Consider the following 19668-nt stretch of genomic DNA (forward strand, 5'->3'; position numbering starts at 1 on the left):
CGAACGCTGTCGCATGCTGTAAAAATTCGCTTACCCCAGACACGCCAACGCGGGAGCAAGCTCCCGCGCGGCGACATCCTACCAGTCACCGCTTAAAAGCGGTCAACCGGGCGACCAAGTTACTTCTGTTCTTTAACTTCTTCGAACTCGGCATCGACAACATCGTCGTGCTTGGCTTCAGGCTCTGCCTGTTGCGCTGCACCGTCAGCTGGCTGACCTTGTTCGGCATACATTTTCTGTGCAACCGGCGCGGAGACTTTGGACAGCTCCTCGATCTTGGCTTCGATAGCAGCCTTGTCGTCGCCTTTAACGGCGGCTTCCAGGGCAACTACGGCAGCTTCGATCGCGGCCTTCTCTTCAGCGCTCACTTTATCGCCAGCATCAGCGACCATTTTGCGCGTCGAGTGAACCAGTGCATCACCCTGGTTGCGGGCGCCAGCCAACTCAGCAAACTTGGCATCCGCATCAGCGTTGGCTTCAGCATCACGAATCATCTGTTGAATTTCTTCATCAGACAGACCGGAGTTGGCCTTGATAGTGATCTTCTGCTCTTTGCCGGTCGCCTTGTCTTTCGCGCCAACGTGCAGGATACCGTTGGCATCGATGTCGAAGGTCACTTCGATCTGTGGCACGCCACGGGGTGCAGGTGGAATCTCAGCCAGGTCGAACTTGCCCAGGGACTTGTTCTGAGCCGCTTGCTTACGCTCACCTTGCAGCACGTGAATGGTCACAGCACCCTGGTTGTCATCGGCAGTCGAGAACACCTGGGATTTCTTGGTAGGAATCGTGGTGTTTTTCTCGATCAGCGCAGTCATCACGCCGCCCATGGTTTCGATACCCAAGGTCAGCGGGCTGACGTCGAGCAGCAGTACGTCTTTCACGTCACCGGCCAATACCGCACCCTGGATAGCAGCACCCATGGCAACTGCTTCGTCAGGGTTCACGTCTTTACGCGCTTCCTTGCCGAAGAACTCGGTGACTTTCTGCTGAACCAGTGGCATGCGGGTCTGACCGCCCACCAGGATCACGTCGTTGATGGCGCCAACGTCGATACCGGCATCTTTCAAAGCGATGCGGCAAGGTTCGATGGTGCGCTGAACCAGATCTTCAACCAGAGCTTCCAACTTGGCGCGAGAAATCTTCACGTTCAAGTGCTTAGGACCGGTGGCATCTGCAGTGATGTACGGCAGGTTAACGTCGGTCGACATGCTCGAGGACAGCTCGATCTTGGCCTTCTCAGCAGCTTCTTTCAGGCGCTGCATGGCCAGCGGGTCACCCTTGAGGTTCATGCCGCTTTCTTTCTTGAATTCGTCAACAAGGTAGTCGATCAGACGAATATCGAAGTCTTCACCGCCCAGGAACGTGTCACCGTTGGTGGCCAACACTTCGAACTGGTGCTCGCCGTCAACTTCAGCGATCTCAATTACCGAAACGTCGAAAGTACCGCCACCCAGGTCATAAACGATCACGGTGTGATCGCCTTTGGCCTTGTCCATACCGTAAGCGAGAGCCGCTGCGGTGGGTTCGTTGATGATGCGTTTTACGTCCAGGCCCGCGATGCGGCCGGCGTCTTTGGTCGCCTGACGCTGGCTGTCGTTGAAGTAGGCCGGAACAGTGATCACCGCCTCAGTCACTGCCTCACCGAGGTAATCTTCGGCAGTCTTTTTCATCTTTTTCAAGACTTCCGCCGAGATCTGCGGTGCAGACATCTTGTTGCCATTTACTTCAACCCAGGCGTCACCGTTGTCAGCCTTGGCGATTTTGTAAGGCACCATCTTGATGTCTTTCTGTACGACTTCTTCATCGAACTTACGACCGATCAGACGCTTCACCGCGTACAGAGTGTTGTGCGGGTTGGTCACAGCCTGGCGCTTGGCCGACTGGCCAACCAGGATCTCGCCATCATTTGCATAAGCAATGATCGACGGCGTAGTACGCGCGCCTTCGGCGTTTTCGATGACTTTAGCTTTGCCGTTTTCCATGACGGAGACACAGGAGTTGGTGGTCCCCAGGTCGATACCGATAATTTTGCCCATGATTTACTCTCCCGAAACTTGAATTTGGATGCCGCAGCAGTGGTGGCTAACTGCGGTAGCACTTAAACGCTTGACTTATAGATGGGGGCCTTACGGCGTATTTCAAGCCTGCTCATCAATAGAAGGCGAAACCGGTGCAGGAGCCTTGCTCACCACAACCATCGCCGGGCGCAGCAAGCGACCGTTGAGCTGATATCCCTTCTGAAACACTTTCAACACGCTATTAGGCTCCAGGTCATGGCTTTCCTGCATGGCCATGGCTTGGTGGTGCTCAGCGTTGAACGGTTCACCGCCCATTGGATCGATGGCTTCCAACTGATAACGCTTCAGGGTGTCCTGGAACATTTTCAAGGTCAGCTCGATCCCTTCGCGCATTGGGCGGATGTTTTCGTCGTCCGGGTTGGACAACTCAAGGCCACGCTCCAGGCTGTCAATGATCGGCAGCAAGTCACTGGCGAACTTCTCCAGTGCGAATTTGTGAGCCTTTTCTACATCCTGCTCGGCACGGCGGCGGACGTTCTGCAGATCGGCGGCAACACGCAAAGACTGGTCCTGCGCAGCAGCCAATTGCTCTTCGAGCACTTGCACACGAGTTGCCAGCTCATCGCCGACAGCCGAATTAGCGTCTGGAGTTTGCGTATCCTGCGTCTGTTCGTCAGCCATAGTTTTCTCCTTTCAAAATCATGCGCGAACTCAACTCGCGCTTCTGTTCCGGTATATGGGGCCACAATTTCCAGGTTCAAGGGCGAAGGCGTTACCAAAAGTCTTTCGACTGACCTTCATCAATTCCTGCCCATTAATTCCTGGCAGCACTTAAAAAGACGTTGAATCAAGCAAATCGAGCTAAGCGTCAGGATTGTCAGCGCCAAAGAAAACACTGTATAAATAACCAGACCTAAAGCCTGGGAGCGGCCAACATGCTCGTGCACCTGTCCGTACATAACTACGCCATCGTTGAACACCTGGATCTTGAATTGGATCGCGGGATGAGCGTAATCACAGGCGAAACCGGCGCCGGCAAGTCGATCATGCTAGACGCCCTGGGCCTGACCCTGGGTGATCGCGCCGACAGCGGCGTGGTTCGCCCCGGTGCGGACAAGGCCGACATCCTGGCCACCTTCGACCTGGCAGACATACCCGAGGCGGAAGTCTGGCTAGCCGAGCGCGACCTAAATAATGAAGGTCCGTGCATCCTGCGTCGGGTCATCACGGCGGAAGGCCGTTCACGTGGCTATATCAACGGCACACCTTGCCCGTTGGGCGACCTTAAAGCTCTGGGCGAGTTGCTGATAGATATCCACAGCCAACACGAACACCAGTCCCTGCTGAAAACCGACACCCATCGCCGCCTGCTCGACGAATACGCTGGCGCGACAGACCTTGCCCGCCAGGTGCAACTTGCCGCTCAACGCTGGCGCCAGACTCGCCAAGAGCTGGAGCGGCTCTCCAATTCCGGCGATGAACAACGTGCTCGCCATCAGCTGCTCAGTTATCAACTCGAAGAGCTGGAAAGCCTGGGCCTGGGCGAGACCGAACTAGAGCAGCTTGAGCAAGAACATAAGAACCTCACCAACGCAGAAACCCTGCTGGGTATCTGCCGACAGGTGGTGGAGCAATGTAGCGAGAGCGATTCCGGCAATGTGCTCAACGCACTGACGGCCAGCCTCAATCGCTTGTCGAGCGTGAACAACGCTTCCGGGTCGCTAAGTGAGGCCACCACCCTGCTCACCAGTGCACAGATTCAAGTAGAAGAAGCGGTAGGCGAACTGAACCGTTTCCTGGATCACTTCGATGCCGACCCGGCACGCCTGCAGGACATAGAAGAACGCCTGGACACCATTTATACCCTGGCGCGCAAACATCGAATTCAGCCCACCGAAGTAGTGACGATGCAGCAGAAGCTACTGGATGAAATCGAGACCCTGAACGCCAACGATGAATCTATCGAGCGCCTGGGTGACGAGCTCGCTTCTTTCGCCCGTCATTACCAAGAGAAAGCGCGCGAACTGAGCGACCTGCGTCAACAAGCAGCCACTGGCCTGGCCAGCGCAGTGGAGTTGGAAATCCAGCGCCTGGGTATGCCCGGCGGACGCTTCACCATTGAATTGCGCACCAACGCCAGCAACGAACTGCAGCCCCACGGCCTGGAACAGGTGGAACTACTGGTTAGCGCCAACCCTGGACAGCCGCTCAAAGCACTGGCAAAAGTCGCATCTGGTGGCGAGCTGTCGAGGATCAGCCTGGCGATCCAGGTAATTACCGCGCAAACCTCTCGGGTGCCGACCCTGGTATTCGATGAAGTCGATGTGGGTATTGGCGGACCGACGGCGGAAATTGTTGGCCAGTTGCTGCGGCGCCTGGGGGACCGAGGCCAAGTGCTAACGGTGACTCACTTGCCGCAAGTCGCGGCCCAAGGGCATCAGCATTTGTTTGTGCATAAGGTACGCGGCAGTGATGCAACACACACAGCCGTGTCCAAGCTGAATAAGTCGGAGCGCGTGGAAGAAGTCGCGCGCATGCTCGGTGGCATCGATTTGACCAAGGAGTCTTTGGCGCACGCGAAGAAGATGGTCGTGGCGGCGAAGGCCTAAGCGGACAGTTTTCTCTATTATAGAAAGCACGAAGGCGACCCTAAGGTCGCCTTCGATCGTTTTGCAACGTCAATCTGCAGCGCTTGTTACTTTTTCTTACGGATGTACAGAACCAGATTATGGTCAACCAAATCGAAGCCATGCTCCTCAGCAATCTTATGCTGCAGGGCTTCGATCTCCGGGCTGGTGAACTCGATAACCTCATTGGTATCCAGGTCAACCATGTGGTCATGATGCCCACCGTCAGCCAATTCGAACACCGCATGACCGCCGTCGAAATTATGACGAACCACCAGCCCTGCGGCCTCAAACTGGGTCAGCACACGGTAAACCGTGGCCAGGCCAACGTCCTCGTTAGACTCCATCAGCGCCTTGTAGACATCCTCGGCACTCATGTGGCGCTGCTCAGCAGAATCGAGCATTTGTAGAATCTTGACTCGTGGCAGAGTCACTTTAAGACCGGCTTTGCGTAGTTCGCTATTTTCAACCATGGTTAGCTTTCTCGCGGATGCTGCTTCGCAGCTTCTCTTAATACGGGTATGATCGGCGTTTACGTTGTCCCAGCCAAGATAGTGGAAGTCGCCCACCGATGCAAAACACCAAGCTCTTGCTAACCAGTTTCACCTTTGTGGGACTGCTCGCACTCGCCGGTTGTTCATTCCCCGGGGTTTACAAAATCGACATCCAGCAGGGCAATGTCGTCACGCAGGACATGATAGACCAGTTACGCCCCGGAATGACCCGACGGCAAGTACGGTTTATTATGGGTAACCCCCTGCTGACCGACACTTTCCACGCCGATCGCTGGGATTATCTCTACAGCCTGCAGCCAGGTGGCGGTGAACGCCAGCAGGAGCGCGTCAGTGTCAGCTTCAATGGCAATGACCAGCTTGTCAGCCTGTCCGGCGACTTCATGCCTGGCGTAAGCCGTGATGAAGCCCTGCTCGGCAAGGATAACGGCACTAACGTGACCGCACCTGCGCAGGAAGGCGAGAAGCCGAAGTCTGAAGTACCGGCTAAGCCTGGATCTTTGCTCGACAAGATCCAGAAAGACATCGACGGCGTGGAAACTGTTCCCGTCCCGACGCCGCAGCCTCTGGACACCAGCCCGCAGTAAGTTTGCGGCGCCCAACAAAAAGCCCGGCATGCCGGGCTTTTTGTTGCCTGCCATTTGGAGGGCCTACGAGCCCTGCTGCTTGGCCAAAGCAGCCTTGGCTGCGCGCAGCCGGCGCACCTCTTTCGGGTCCGCCAGCAGCGGCCGGTAAATCTCAATACGATCACCCGCCTGCACGGCATGCACTTGCGCGTTCGCGACCACCTTGCCGAATATCCCCAAAGGGCAGTCAGCCAGATCCAGCTCTGGAAAGTGCACGGCAATACCTGACGCCTGAACCGCCGAGCGCACGCTGGTGCCTGCTGGCACCATCACCACCAGCAAAACCTGGCGATCCATGGCGGCATATACCACCTCAATCTCAACCATGCAGTTGCTTGGCTCGCTGACAGAACGCATCCACCAACGTATTGGCCGCCTGGTTGAATAAAGGCCCCAACGTCGCACGCACGACAGGACCGGCGTAATCAAAGGAAAGATCGAGGCTTATTTTGCAGGCCTTATCGGTCAGCGCCTTAAATACCCAGACGCCATGCAACTGGGTAAACGGCCCTTCCTGCAAATTCATTTCGATGGATTGCCCGGGCACCAGCACATTACGCGTTACAAAGTGCTGACTGAGGCCGCCCTTCGCGACCCCAACGCTGGCGACCATGTACTCATCGCTGCCCTCCAGCACTTCGGCTGTCGAGCACCACGGCAAGAATTCCGGGTAACGCGCCACGTCGTTGACCAGGTCATAAAGCGCTTGTGCCGGATAAGGCAGCAGCGCCGAACGTTGAATATGCGTCGTCATGTGTGCGTTATTTCCACAGCTGAGCGGCAAACATCGCGAAAGAACAGCCCGATCCGCGAAAGAAAAAAACAAGAGAACTGCCCGCATTGTCCGGGATTCGTCCAACACGCTCAAGCACGCAGGTTGACCGTAGCCGATACGCTCGCAACTCCCTATAATGCCGCCCCTATGGCTAAACAAAAGAAACACCCCACAGGGACCATCGCGCAAAATAAAAAGGCGCGACACGATTACTTCATCGAGCATCGGTTCGAGGCTGGTCTGGTCCTGGCCGGCTGGGAAGTAAAGAGTCTGCGTGCCAGCAAGCTGCAACTGGTCGACAGTTATGTGCTGCTCAAGGATGGCGAGGCGTGGCTGCTAGGCAGTCATATCACCCCGCTGACCACCGCGAGCACCCACGTGATTGCCGACCCGGTACGCACGCGCAAACTGCTGCTCAACGCTCGCGAACTGGAAAAGCTCGCCTCCGCCGTACAGCAGAAGGGCTACGCCTGCATCTGCTTGTCCTGGTACTGGAGCAAGCACCTGGTCAAGTGCGAGATCGCCTTGGGCAAAGGCAAGAAGGAATACGACAAGCGTGATACCGAGCGCGAGCGCGATTCCAATCGCGAGCTGCATCGCGCTGTGCGTAACAAGGGCAAGGAAGACTGACCCTTGCTGCGAAGTAGCCTTGGGAGCTCCCCTCGGCTACATCCCCTTGCGCCGCTCCGCACGCGCCACACGCTGAACCTCCTGACGCACCTCTTCCAACACCTCCTGCACATACAGCAGGTGACGTGTGGAAACTTCTCGCGCCTGCTCGGCCCGCCCCTCGATGATTGCCAGGTACAGATCCCGGTGCTGACTGATCAGCATGTCGCGGGTTTCCGTACGCTGCTGGTACATGCCACCGATGTTGGTCACCACGTTGCGCTTGAGCAGGTCGAACAGCCCGCGAATGGTGTGCAGCAAAACCGCGTTGTGGCTGGCCTCGGCGATAGCCAAGTGAAACCGCGCATCCGCCGCCCCCTCTTCCGCACGACTTACTTCATCGGAACGGGTGTAGCAATCCTGTAGCGCTTCGAAAGCCGCCGTAAGACGCTCACGATCGACTTCGGTGGCGCGCAGCGCTGCGTAATAGGCACAAGATGCCTCAAGGGTCTGGCGAAACTCCAACAGATCACGCTGAGCTTCGGGATTGTTTTCCAGCAGGTGCAGCAGCGGATCACTGAAAGTAGAACCCAATGACTCAGCCACGTAGTTCCCCCCGCCCTGGCGGCTGACGAGCAAGCCTTTGGCAGACAATTTCTGGATTGCCTCCCGCAAGGAAGGGCGCGACACACCAAATTGCTCAGCCAAGGCGCGCTCGGCCGGCAAGCGCTCGCCGGACTTTAGCGTGCCCTCAAGGATCATGCCCTCAAGCTGCTCGACGATATCGTCAGACAAACGGCGCTGACGCACCTGATCAAACCCCATAACTCACTCTCCACCATCCCGACCACTCGCCGGGGCCTCTATTCTGGCCTATCGCAGCGCTTGCAGCACCTATCAGAACGCCCTCGTTTCAACCGATCAGAACAACCTGCCCGCGGACCTACGACCAAAGTTTCGCGAGCGGCAAATTGACACACGCCTGCCAAGGCTTTTACTCTAGCCAACAGCGATTGTAAATTGGTATTACCAATTATCCAAGCTGACCAAACAACAACAATCAGGGGCCACCCCATATGCAAACCTGGCAACAGCTCTACAGCCCACTCGGCAGCCTCGGCCTGTCCGCACTGGCGGCGGTTATTCCGATCGTATTCTTCTTCCTGGCCCTGGCCGTGTTCCGCCTCAAAGGTCACGTAGCCGGCAGCATCACCTTGGCGCTGTCGATCCTGGTAGCGATCTTTGCCTTCCAGATGCCGGTGGACATGGCACTGGCCGCCGCCGGGTACGGCTTTGCCTATGGCCTGTGGCCTATCGCCTGGATCATTGTCGCGGCCGTGTTCCTGTACAAACTGACCGTCAAAAGCGGCCAGTTCGAAGTCATTCGCAGCTCGGTCCTATCGATCACCGACGACCAACGCCTGCAAGTGCTGCTGATCGGCTTTTGCTTCGGCGCCTTCCTGGAGGGTGCTGCCGGTTTCGGCGCGCCCGTGGCAATCACCGCGGCACTGCTCGTCGGCCTGGGCTTCAATCCACTGTACGCCGCTGGCCTGTGCCTGATTGCCAACACCGCCCCCGTGGCCTTCGGTGCACTCGGTATCCCGATCATCGTTGCAGGCCAAGTGACCGGCATCGATGCGTTCAAAATCGGCGCCATGACTGGCCGTCAGTTGCCCCTACTGTCGATGTTCGTGCCGTTCTGGCTGGTGTTCATGATGGACGGCTTGCGCGGCGTGCGTGAAACCTGGCCGGCCGCACTGGTAGCAGGCTTGAGCTTTGCCATCACCCAGTACTTCACTTCCAACTTCATCGGCCCGGAACTGCCGGACATCACCTCGGCGCTCGCCAGCTTGATCTCCCTGACCCTGTTCCTGAAAGTCTGGCAACCCAAGCGCACAGCAGGTGCACAGATTGCCGGTGCGACTTCAAGCGCAGCGGTCGTCGCCAGCGCCGGCGGTTTTGGTCTGCCACGCAACACGGTTGTCTCGCCGTACAGCCTGGGGCAAATTTTCAAGGCCTGGTCACCGTTCCTTATTCTGACCGTGCTGGTCACTATCTGGACCCTCAAGCCGTTCAAGGCCATGTTCGCCGCCGGCGGCTCGATGTATAGCTGGGTATTCAACTTCGCGATCCCGCACCTGGACCAATTAGTGATCAAAGTTGCGCCGATTGTGACCAACCCCACTGCAATTGCGGCAGTGTTCAAGCTGGACCCCATCTCGGCGACCGGCACAGCAATTTTCTTCTCTGCGCTGATCTCAATGCTGGTGCTGAAGATCAACCTAAAAACTGGTCTTACCACTTTAAAAGAGACCTTCTACGAACTGCGCTGGCCAATTCTGTCCATTGGCATGGTGCTAGCCTTCGCTTTTGTCACCAACTACTCCGGCATGTCTTCGACCATGGCACTGGTATTGGCCGGCACAGGTGCAGCCTTCCCATTCTTCTCGCCATTCCTCGGGTGGCTGGGCGTTTTCCTGACAGGCTCCGACACCTCGTCCAACGCGCTGTTCAGCTCACTGCAAGCCACCACCGCGCATCAGATCGGTGTCAACGACACGCTGCTGGTCGCCGCGAACACCAGTGGCGGTGTGACCGGCAAAATGATCTCGCCACAATCGATTGCCGTGGCCTGCGCCGCCACGGGGTTGGTGGGCAAGGAATCCGACCTGTTCCGCTTTACCCTCAAGCACAGCCTGTTCTTTGCGACGATCGTCGGGTTGATCACCCTGGCTCAGGCCTACTGGTTAACCGGAATGCTGGTGCATTAAGGCCGGTACGTAATAGGGTAAGAATCGACGCCGGACACCCATTCCGGCGTCTGCTATTTCTGGAGGACCGATGAGCCTGCCTGCTGCTTTTCTGAGCGACGTCGCACAACTGATCCCGAAAGATCGGCGTTTCGACGATCCACTTTCCACCCTCGCTTTCGGCACCGACGCTAGTTTTTACCGACTGATCCCACAGTTGGTGATCCGCGTGGAGTCGGAAGACGAGGTGGTGGCGCTGTTGCAACTCGCCCAACGCGACCGTGTGGCCGTCACCTTCCGCGCAGCCGGCACCAGCCTTTCTGGCCAAGCCATCAGCGACTCAGTGCTGATCGTGCTGGGGGACAATTGGAACGGCCGCGAAATTCGTGGGCAGGGCACCCAAATTCGCCTGCAACCTGGCGTGATCGGCGCCCAGGCCAATGCATGGCTGGCGCCTTTTGGGCGCAAGATCGGGCCGGATCCGGCGTCGATCAATGCCTGCAAGATCGGCGGCATCGTCGCCAACAACGCCAGCGGCATGTGCTGCGGCACGGCGCAGAACACCTATCACACCCTGGCAGGCATCCGCTTGGTACTGGCTGACGGCAGCCGACTGGACACCGAAGACGCGGCCAGCGTGGCGGCGTTTCGCGAACGACACGGCTCGCTGCTGGAACGCCTGGCGACACTGGGCCGCGAGACGCGGGCAAACGCTGAATTGGCGGCAAAAATCCGCCACAAATACCGCCTGAAAAATACCACCGGGCTGTCACTTAATGCCCTGGTGGATTTCGATGAGCCGCTGGATATCCTCAGCCATCTGCTAGTGGGCTCCGAGGGTACGCTTGGATTTATCAGTGCGGTCACCTATGACACGGTGGTCGATCATCCGAACAAAGCCTCGGCCTTGATTGTGTTTCCGGATGTCGAGACCTGCTGCAACGCGGTGACCGTCCTCAAGACCCAACCGGTCTCGGCCGTCGAGCTGTTGGATCGACGCAGCATGCGCTCGGTTCAAGACAAGCCGGGAATGCCCGCCTTCGTACAACATCTATCGGAAAATGCCTGCGCACTATTGATCGAATCTCGCGCAGCGTCGCCGTCTTTGTTGCACGAGCAATTGGCTCTGATCATGGCCTCCCTGGCCGACTTCCCTGTGGAGAAACAGGTCGATTTCACCGAAGACCCGGTAGAAAATGCGCGCCTGTGGGCCATTCGCAAAGACACCTTTCCCGCCGTCGGCGCCGTACGCAAAACCGGCACCACGGTGATCATCGAAGACGTCACCTTTGCGGTCGAGCAACTGGCAATCGGTGTAAATCGCTTGATCGAACTGTTCGACAAACATCACTACGACGAAGCAATCCTTTTCGGACACGCGCTGGAAGGCAACCTGCACTTCGTGTTCACCCAAGGCTTCAACAGCGCGGAAGAAGTCGCACGCTACCAAGCGTTCATGGACGACGTGGCGCACCTGGTGGCGGTGGAGTTTGGTGGTTCGTTGAAAGCTGAACACGGTACCGGCCGCAACATGGCGCCGTTCGTTGAGTTGGAGTGGGGCAGCGACGCCTATCAATTGATGTGGCAACTCAAACGCCTGCTCGACCCCAATGGCATTCTCAACCCGGACGTGGTGCTCAGCGAAGACCCGCAAATCCACCTCAAACACCTCAAGCCGCTACCCGCCGCCGACGAGCTTGTGGATAAGTGCATCGAATGCGGCTTCTGCGAGCCGGTGTGCCCGTCGAAAGGCCTGACCTTGAGTCCACGCCAACGCATCGTGATCTGGCGCGATATCCAGGCGAAGAAACGAGCGGGCGTCGACACCACCGAGCTAGAAGCCGCCTACCACTATCAAGGCATCGACACCTGCGCCGCCACCGGCCTTTGCGCTCAACGCTGCCCGGTGGGAATCAATACCGGCGACCTGGTAAAAAAACTACGCAGCCGTGACGCCGACCGTACGAAAACGGCCGAATGGCTCGCCAATCATTTCGCCACTGCGCTGCAGGGCGCGCGCTTTACCCTGCATGTCGCCAACGGCGCACGCATGCTGCTGGGCGCACCGCGCCTGGCGACGCTATCGGCCACCGTCACCAAGCTGTCCAAGGGGCAGATTCCGCAGTGGACAAACGCCATGCCGCAGCCGGAGAAAGCCATCCGCTTCAGCCCGGCGGTCACGGACGAGCGGCCACGGGTGGTCTACTTGGCCGCCTGCGTCTCACGCGCCATGGGCCCGGCGGCGGGAGATAAAGAACAGATGTCGTTGTACGACAAAACCCGCGGTCTCTTGGAAAAGGCCGGTTACCAAGTCGTCTTCCCCGACAATCAGGACAACCTGTGCTGCGGCCAGCCCTTTGCCTCCAAAGGCTACGCTGAACAGGCCGAACACAAGCGCCAGGAACTGATCGGCGCCCTGCTCCACGCCAGCCGCGGCGGGCTCGACCCGATTTACTGCGACACCAGCCCGTGCACCTTGCGTCTGGTGCAGGATCTGGCTGAAACACGGCTGGATCTTTACGATCCGGTGCGTTTTATCCGCACTCACCTGATGGATCGCCTCGATTTCACACCACAGGCAGCCCCCATCGCCGTGCACGTCACCTGCAGCACCCAGCATCTAGGCGAGAGCCAGGCGCTGATCGACCTGGCCCGGCGCTGCTCTAACACCGTGGTCATCCCGGAAGGCATTCATTGCTGCGGGTTTGCTGGCGATAAGGGTTTCACCACGCCGGAACTCAACGCCCACTCACTGCGCACCCTCAAGGACGCGGTGCAGCATTGCAGCGAGGGTATCTCCACCAGCCGCACCTGCGAGATCGGCCTGAGCCAGCATGGCGGCATTGATTATCACGGGCTGGTCTACCTGGTGGACCGTGTCACGCAGGCTCGCGCCCACTGAGCCTGCAAAAATGAGCCTGCAAATAAACAGAACCCCTGCGCGCCGGTGTAGTCATCTGCATAGGCCTCGACAAACGAGGCTCATCACTGATGTCGCTGGCAGCCGTTCAATGCCAGCAGCGTCGAGCCCTTTTGCGCAAGGAGATACCCTATGAAGCGTTCCGCTCTTGCTGGCTTGTTCATTACCGCTGCGATGCTGGCGTCCCCTGCTTTCGCGGCAGGTGATAAAGACCTGTGCCAGATCAACCTGGACAAAATCAACAACGGTAAAGCGCTGCTCGCCACCGACACCAGTGGTAAAAGTGGCGAGATAGACACCGCTGTGTCTTCGGCTAAAGCAGCCCACGCCGCCGGCGATGACAAAAAGTGCATTGAGATCACCTCGAAGGCGCTGCAAGACCTGCAGAACAGCGAAAAAGGCGGCCAATAGGCAGCACGGTCAGGGACGGCTAACCTTCGGGTTGGCCTTCCGTGACGGTTTGGCGTACACTGCACAGGCTTGTCACTCACTAAGAAACAACGAGTTACAAGCACGGGGCCGTTTAGGATTCGACGCCGGTCGCGAAACTTTAGGTGCATGCCGAGTTGGTAACAGAACTCGTAAATCCACTGTTGCAACTTCTTATAGTTGCCAATGACGAAAACTACGGCCAGGAATTCGCTCTCGCTGCGTAAGCAGCCTTAGCCCTGAGCTTCTGGTACCTTCGGGTCCAGCAATCACCAGGGGATGTCTGTAAACCCAAAGTGATTGTCATATAGAACAGAATCGCCGTGCAGTACGTTGTGGACGAAGCGGCTAAAACTTACACAACTCGCCCAAAGCACCCTGCCCTTCGGGTCGCTGAGGGTTAACTTAATAGAAACGGCTACGCATGTAGTACCGACAGCGGAGTACTGGCGGACGGGGGTTCAAATCCCCCCGGCTCCACCACTTCAACATCTAAAGACGTCCAAGGACGTCTTTTTTGTGCCTGAAATTCAATGAAATCAAGGGCTTCAGGGCCATTGGCTTCCGTAGAAGAATTTAGAGTTCCAGGCGTTTTGGTATCCCATTTGGTATCCCGGACCCGCCGGTGCTATTTTTGGGATACCAAAACGGTGTCGGAGGTAGCTCTCATGCCTACTAATGCAACCCGCCTCTCAGACCGCCAACTCAAGGCAGTCAAGGCAACAGGGAAAGACTTCGTTCTCACTGACGGCGACGGCCTTCAACTCAGGGTCAGAGCTAGTGGCTCGATGATATGGAATTTCAACTATCGCGAGCCGGTAACCAAAAACCGCCTCAATATGGCTCTGGGCCCTTACCCGGCTCTCTCGTTGGCGAACGCCAGAAAGAAAGCTCAAGAAGCACGTGAACTACTGGCGCAAGGCATTGATCCCAAGGCTCACCGCGATGAGCTCAGGCAAGCCAAGCTGGCGAAGACCGAACACACATTCGAGAAGGTGGCCACCGCCTGGTTCGAACTGAAAAAACACTCCGTCACAACGGCCTACGCCGAAGACATCTGGCGCTCACTCACGCTGCATGTTTTCCCCAGCCTCAAAGCCACACCCCTCGCAGACATTACCGCCCCCATGATCATCAAGCTCCTACGCCCGATCGAGGCCAAAGGCAGCCTGGAGACGGTCAAGCGACTTTCCCAACGGCTCAACGAAATCATGGCCTACGGCGTCAATTGCGGGCTGATCTTTGCGAACCCGCTCAGTGGCATTCGCGCAGCCTTCAAGAAACCGCAGAAACAAAACATGGCGGCACTTCCCCCCGAAGAACTACCCGACCTCATGGTGGCGATTGCCAACGCCAGCATTAAACGCATCACCCGCTGCCTCATCGAATGGCAACTGCACACCATGACCCGCCCTGCCGAGGCTGCCGGGACGACCTGGGCAGAAATAGATTTCGAGAAACGCATCTGGACCATCCCAAAGGAGCGCACGAAAAAACGCCGTGCGCACCCCATCCCTCTGAGCGACCAGACGCTCGCGCTGCTGGAGACACTCAAACCCTATAGTGGCCACCGGGAACATGTGTTTCCGGCAGACCGAAATCCGCGTACTCACGCCAACAGCCAAACCGCGAACATGGCGTTAAAACGTATGGGTTTTCAGGATCGGCTGGTCAGCCACGGCCTGCGATCAATGGCGAGTACCATCCTCAACGAACATGGATGGGACCCGGAGTTGATTGAAGTCGCACTCGCCCATGTCGACAAAGACGAAGTCCGAAGCGCGTACAACCGAGCGGACTACATCGAGCGAAGACGCCCGATGATGACTTGGTGGAGCGAGTACATTCAAAAAGCCGCCACCGGCAATTTGTCGGTGACGGCCATTCATGAAAACACAAACGGGAACGTCATCCCGTTTCGTTAATCAGTTCCTGCTGGCGACAGCGGCGACACTGGCGACAACCCACGTATTTAGCGGTCCTTCGTAGGGCGACAACGTGGCGACAGTCGCCACCATCTGCATCGCCCATAAGCTTTTAAGGCACAGCCCCTGAGGGCAGGAAGGCTTCGCCTTCCCGTCCTCAGGGGCTCACTTTAAAAACCGACGAACGGCCTATCGTCCATTCAAGGCCACGTTCTTCCACGCACGTCCAACGACTAAAAACCCCACCGCACACCCAGTTGACCACCCTCCGAGCACGCGTTACACCTGAGCTGTACAGCGCTGTCATCGACAGCATTGCCCAGGTAGCCAGGGATCTTTAAGGCTACGCCCTACAGTGGTGGTCCCAGCCATGCGCGCTCGCTTCCAATTAGGCGCGCAGTCACGCCCAACGTGATCGAAGCCAACTTATCCACAGTGCAAATGCGGCAGCCCACGCCCGTCTCTTTCTCCAGGAAAGAGACGGGCGCCGAAACTACTGCCGCAGCCCTTGCCGGGCAACACATTGCAGCGTTTGTCACTGTGACAATCGGCGTGACAAACCCCGATGTCACCCGCAGCAGCAATGCAGATGATGGTGCCGCAGCCCACGGAATGGACTGCACCTGACTGACAGTCAGGCACGCCCTGGTCATCGCATTACTTCCTGCAACAGACTCAGGATCTCGCGGCGCTGGTCTCGTCAGCCAACGCAGCCTCCACCCGCCCACCGTTATCGGTGCTCAGGAGGCCAGATCATGAGATGCCCAAGCTCCCGGTCGTAAAGAGCCGCCCGTCCCGCGTAAGTGGACAACCCTCACAGGCTGCAGGGGCCTTGATCCCTGATAACACTCAACAACCGTGGCGGGGAGAGTGAGGGGAAATTCGAAGCACCAGGAGAATGACGATGCAATTGTGCGAAGCGTTTGACCTGCCACAGCCGCTGCTGGAATACCGGCCCGAGCCGCTGGCGTATCCGGTCGAAGCGTTGGGACAGATATTAGGACCAGCCGTCGAACGCATGGCCGAGGTGATCGGCGTGCCCTGCGCTATTGCTGCGCAATCGGTGTTGGCCACTGCCGCCCTGGTGACCCAGTCGCACGCCAATGTGCAGCTCGATGGCCGTGTTTATCCGTTGTCCCTGTACATGCTGACGGTGGCATCGTCGGGTGATCGGAAAAGCGCAGTGGATCATCTTGCGCTGGCGGCTGCGCGTGAGTGGGAGCGACGGCAGTGGACGCTGTACTTGGAGCAACTGAAAGCCAATCGCGCCGCCATTCGAGGAAAGCACGACGCTCGTGAGTTATCCGACCCCGTCCCGCCCAGGTTGATCATCGCCGAGCCCACCATTGAAGCCCTGATCAAAAACCTATGCCAGGGCTTGCCCAGCATGGGGTTATTCAACGATGAGGGCGGCCAGTTTTTGGGCAGCAGCACGATGAGCAAAGAGAACCAACTCAAGGCCATCACCACCCTGTCAGCGCTCTGGGATGGCAGCCCCATCGACCGGGCGCGCTCCATGCCTGGCGAAAGCCTACGAGCTTATGATCGCCGTCTCAGTCTGCATCTGATGCTGCAACCTTACCTGGCCAACCAGTTACTCACAGATCGAATGATCAACGGCCAAGGCATCCTTGGCCGTTGCCTGATCAGTTGGCCCGAACGCCTGGTGGGGCGGCGCTTGTACAAGGCAGTCGACCTCACGCGAGATGCCAGGATCCAGCGCTACCAAGCGCGCATTACCGCTCTGCTGGATAAGCCGCTGTCGCTACACAACGACGGCTCACTTAACCCTGACAGGCTGGAACTGACACCCAGCGCTCGCACTGCCTGGATCGATATTCACGACACCATCGAATGCCAATCTGGTGAGTTTGGCGAGCTGGCCGGTATTCAATCTGTCGCGGGGAAAGCGGCCGCCAACGTACTGCGTATCGCCGGGGTATTGACGGTGATTGAAGACGCGCATGCAGTGGACGAACCCCATATTCAGCGCGCCTCGACGCTGATGGATTACTACCTGGCCGAAATCCAGCGGCTGACGGAGCAAGAGCCCATCAACACGTTACGCGAGGAGGCGGATCGACTGCTGCGCTGGCTGACGCAAAAAGGCTGGACCCAATTTACCGTCCGCGACCTCAATCGCAATGGCCCCCGCTTTGCCCGCAAAAGCAGTCATCACACCATTACGCTGCTGGTCGAATTGATCTCACATAGCTGGCTGGACTCTCCTGACGGAAAGACCTTCGAGGTGCGCCATGTTCCGCCTCAATGACGCGGTGCGCCGTTACCAGGCACAGCATCAGACACGACCTGCATTGCGGAGTGTCGCCACTTCCGTCGCCGCCTTGTCGCCAAGCTTCAGAGCATCAACTACAAGGGTTGTCGCCACTGTCGCCGTTGTCGCCAAACCCGCCTTAGCGCCCGTCGACATCGGCCAACTGATCCACCAACTGCGCGAAGAGGGAGCAATGCTGCGGCATCAGCAAAACGCCCTGATTATTCGTCCCACACATTGGCAACAAGTGAACAAGATCAGCGCCCACTGGAAAGCGGTGCTGCGCTTTCTGCAAGACACGGAAAACGGTGAAGCCGATGGCATTGGTCGGCCGGCGTGATGGCCGCAACTTTGGCTACGGCCGTCAGCTCAGCTATGCCGGCCCACAAGCGCTGAAAGATATGTTTGCCGGCGGCCACTTCGCTACGGTCAAAGCACACAGTGATCGCTGGCAGGCGTTTGTGAAGTGGTGTCGGTCAGCGGACGGCCCCGGTTACAACGACGCCCGCCAGATAGATCGCAGTACCTTGCACAGCTACGCCGCGCACCTGCGCAAGCAGATCCAACAAGGTGAAATCTGCATCGCCACCGCGCAGAACCGCCTGAGTAGCGTCAACCGCACCCTCGCAGCGCTACGCGGTGATCAGTACGTGAAAATCGCCAGCCCGAGCAAGGCACTTGGCATGCAGCGATCAAGCGTACGCACCCGCGCACCGAATGGCCAAGACAGCCAACAACTGAGTCGAGTGATTGAAACGCTTCGCGAACAGCAACACCACCGCGTCGCTGCGATTGTCTGCTTGGCCCGCGCAACCGGCATGCGCTTGCGCGAAGCAATCCTGGCTGACTTGCCACGCTTGCAGCGCGAGGCTAAACACTTAGGCCGCATCAATATTCAAGATGGGACCAAAGGCGGCCGGGCTGGTGCTTCGGCACCGCGCTGGATCATCGCAAATAAAGAGGTGAAGGCAGCGTTGCAGATAGCTCGTCACGCTTCGCCGCCCCACAGCCGCAACTTGCTGGCCCAAGGCGAAAGCTACGCCAAGTTCCAGCAGCAGACGGTGAGGCCAGCGCGTGAATTGCTTCAGAAGCTAGGACTGAAGGGGGTTCATGAATTGCGAGCAGCTTATGCGTGCGAGCGCTACGCACAACTCACTGGCCACGCGGCCCCCGTCAACGGTGGCCGTTGCTATCGCATCGACCACGCTCTGGAACAAAAGGCGCGATGGCAAATCAGCCTTGAGCTTGGGCATAACCGAATCGATGTGGTTTCGGCCTACATTGGGGGGAGAGCGTGAGCGAGCCTTTTGATATGACGCTTTTCCTGAGCGGCGTATTGACCGGCTCGACAGCTACACAGCAAAGACACATCCGACAAGCTCGTATCATGCAGGCAGCTATCCAACAGAGGTGGCAGCGCGATAACCCTTGGGGCTGGCACTTCAAGCATGTGCGTTGGTTTTTGGTACACCATCTGAAGGACCATTCAGAAACCACCCGTTATTACTACCGACTCACTGCACAGCTAATATTGAAAAGACTAGGCCGGAGCTGGTTTTTTTTGAAATCGTAGCTGACCGTTCAGCTAATCAATCCCAACCCTATCGTTGAACTGACGGCGATGCATTTCGTCGGCTAAAGCCTCGCGATCAAAGACTTTCAACTGCTTACACCCCGAATCAGCGTGTTAATCTCAAATCGAAGTTCAACGCCCCCTACTATGGCTAGTTTCATTATGATCAACGACCTCCTGCATTCAGAAGAACTCAACTTTGCAGAGATGATGAGCGTTAAAAGCAGCTCGCGTGACCGTCAGGTCGACGCGGTCTATGCGGCAGACTCTCAGATGCTTGAATTAGCCTGTGCCCGTGCAAAAATTGTCCTCCGCGGAAAGTCTGGTCCAATCGCCCGCCCACAAAGATATTCTGCAATGAGCGACAGATAGATCGTCAGGGTGGAACATCAAGAATGGGCGCTATCGCTTAGCGGGGTCGGGCTCAATTTGGTACGCAGTGCGCTCCAAATTGGAAGGGAGTAGCACAAAGCCCCCACGTGTCACAAATTTCGCGCAACGATGTCATTGCCAAACTCAGCTCGAGCTTCCAGCCAAAGTCGAAAACAACTTTTTGCCACAGACCGCCCATGCGTCACCGATCTGAAAATCACTAACCCTGCTAGCTACGTTGCAACTCACTCGCCCGC

The 19668-nt window shown here is 57.6% G+C and carries 17 protein-coding genes and 1 other RNA gene; 12 read left to right on the forward strand and 6 right to left on the reverse strand.

All coding sequences use genetic code 11. The features are described from left to right. Positions 1 to 119: 119 nt before the first annotated feature. The gene (gene dnaK, locus AACY44_RS18885; protein WP_339471730.1) at positions 120 to 2036 is read right to left on the reverse strand and encodes a molecular chaperone DnaK; all 1917 of its coding nucleotides are present in this window, start codon (positions 2034 to 2036) and stop codon (positions 120 to 122) included. Between the two features lie 102 nt (positions 2037 to 2138). After that, positions 2139 to 2699: a nucleotide exchange factor GrpE gene (gene grpE / locus AACY44_RS18890; RefSeq protein ID WP_049711480.1), complete on the reverse strand. Its 561-nt coding sequence runs from the start codon at positions 2697 to 2699 to the stop codon at positions 2139 to 2141. A 254-nt stretch (positions 2700 to 2953) separates the two neighbouring features. Between grpE and recN the strand changes: the two genes are divergently transcribed. Continuing rightward, entirely contained in the window at positions 2954 to 4627 is a 1674-nt protein-coding gene (gene recN / locus AACY44_RS18895) for a DNA repair protein RecN (protein ID WP_339420278.1), read from the forward strand. Between the two features lie 86 nt (positions 4628 to 4713). On the opposite strand, the gene fur is transcribed toward recN, so the two are convergent. Further along, on the reverse strand, positions 4714 to 5118 hold the full coding sequence (gene fur, locus AACY44_RS18900) for a ferric iron uptake transcriptional regulator (protein WP_003194220.1): 405 nt from the start codon (positions 5116 to 5118) through the stop codon (positions 4714 to 4716). A gap of 98 nt (positions 5119 to 5216) precedes the next feature. Between fur and AACY44_RS18905 the strand changes: the two genes are divergently transcribed. Next, on the forward strand, positions 5217 to 5744 hold the full coding sequence (locus tag AACY44_RS18905; RefSeq protein ID WP_339420276.1) for an outer membrane protein assembly factor BamE: 528 nt from the start codon (positions 5217 to 5219) through the stop codon (positions 5742 to 5744). 63 nt (positions 5745 to 5807) lie between these two features. On the opposite strand, the gene AACY44_RS18910 is transcribed toward AACY44_RS18905, so the two are convergent. Continuing rightward, entirely contained in the window at positions 5808 to 6110 is a 303-nt protein-coding gene (locus AACY44_RS18910) for an RnfH family protein (RefSeq protein ID WP_339457328.1), read from the reverse strand. Continuing rightward, a complete protein-coding gene (locus tag AACY44_RS18915) occupies positions 6103 to 6537 on the reverse strand; it encodes a type II toxin-antitoxin system RatA family toxin (protein ID WP_339420272.1) in 435 nt (144 codons plus the stop codon). The genes AACY44_RS18910 and AACY44_RS18915 overlap by 8 nt, the downstream gene beginning before the upstream one ends. A gap of 168 nt (positions 6538 to 6705) precedes the next feature. Here AACY44_RS18915 and smpB point away from each other — a divergent pair, with 168 nt between their 5' ends. Continuing rightward, positions 6706 to 7188 (forward strand): SsrA-binding protein SmpB, encoded by a 483-nt coding sequence (smpB, locus tag AACY44_RS18920; protein WP_049711476.1) that lies wholly within the window; start codon positions 6706 to 6708, stop codon positions 7186 to 7188. Between the two features lie 36 nt (positions 7189 to 7224). On the opposite strand, the gene AACY44_RS18925 is transcribed toward smpB, so the two are convergent. Next, positions 7225 to 7992 carry an FCD domain-containing protein gene (locus AACY44_RS18925; RefSeq protein ID WP_028617983.1) on the reverse strand — a complete coding sequence of 256 codons (768 nt, stop codon included), beginning with the start codon at positions 7990 to 7992 and terminating at the stop codon, positions 7225 to 7227. Between the two features lie 251 nt (positions 7993 to 8243). Here AACY44_RS18925 and AACY44_RS18930 point away from each other — a divergent pair, with 251 nt between their 5' ends. The 9 genes from AACY44_RS18930 to AACY44_RS18970 all read left to right on the forward strand — a co-directional run bounded on the left by AACY44_RS18930 (position 8244) and on the right by AACY44_RS18970 (position 19039). Beyond that, positions 8244 to 9938 (forward strand): lactate permease LctP family transporter, encoded by a 1695-nt coding sequence (locus AACY44_RS18930; protein ID WP_339530823.1) that lies wholly within the window; start codon positions 8244 to 8246, stop codon positions 9936 to 9938. 70 nt (positions 9939 to 10008) lie between these two features. Next, positions 10009 to 12819 (forward strand): FAD-binding and (Fe-S)-binding domain-containing protein, encoded by a 2811-nt coding sequence (locus AACY44_RS18935; RefSeq protein WP_339530824.1) that lies wholly within the window; start codon positions 10009 to 10011, stop codon positions 12817 to 12819. A 150-nt stretch (positions 12820 to 12969) separates the two neighbouring features. Then, positions 12970 to 13248: a hypothetical protein gene (locus AACY44_RS18940; protein ID WP_033898249.1), complete on the forward strand. Its 279-nt coding sequence runs from the start codon at positions 12970 to 12972 to the stop codon at positions 13246 to 13248. 104 nt (positions 13249 to 13352) lie between these two features. Then, positions 13353 to 13749: a transfer-messenger RNA gene (ssrA, locus tag AACY44_RS18945) on the forward strand. Positions 13750 to 13934: 185 nt separating this feature from the next. Then, the gene (locus tag AACY44_RS18950) at positions 13935 to 15191 is read left to right on the forward strand and encodes an integrase domain-containing protein (RefSeq protein WP_339530826.1); all 1257 of its coding nucleotides are present in this window, start codon (positions 13935 to 13937) and stop codon (positions 15189 to 15191) included. 904 nt (positions 15192 to 16095) lie between these two features. Next, on the forward strand, positions 16096 to 17463 hold the full coding sequence (locus AACY44_RS18955; protein WP_339530828.1) for a YfjI family protein: 1368 nt from the start codon (positions 16096 to 16098) through the stop codon (positions 17461 to 17463). Continuing rightward, entirely contained in the window at positions 17447 to 17806 is a 360-nt protein-coding gene (locus tag AACY44_RS18960; protein ID WP_339530830.1) for a hypothetical protein, read from the forward strand. Before AACY44_RS18955 ends, AACY44_RS18960 begins: the two co-directional genes overlap by 17 nt. Next, positions 17784 to 18764: an integrase domain-containing protein gene (locus tag AACY44_RS18965; RefSeq protein ID WP_339530832.1), complete on the forward strand. Its 981-nt coding sequence runs from the start codon at positions 17784 to 17786 to the stop codon at positions 18762 to 18764. The genes AACY44_RS18960 and AACY44_RS18965 overlap by 23 nt, the downstream gene beginning before the upstream one ends. Then, positions 18761 to 19039 (forward strand): hypothetical protein, encoded by a 279-nt coding sequence (locus AACY44_RS18970; RefSeq protein ID WP_256679358.1) that lies wholly within the window; start codon positions 18761 to 18763, stop codon positions 19037 to 19039. Before AACY44_RS18965 ends, AACY44_RS18970 begins: the two co-directional genes overlap by 4 nt. Positions 19040 to 19668: the final 629 nt, after the last annotated feature.

The sequence above is a fragment of the Pseudomonas sp. RA_15y_Pfl1_P11 genome, from assembly GCF_963970975.1.
Taxonomy (GTDB): Bacteria; Pseudomonadota; Gammaproteobacteria; order Pseudomonadales; family Pseudomonadaceae; genus Aquipseudomonas; species Aquipseudomonas tritici.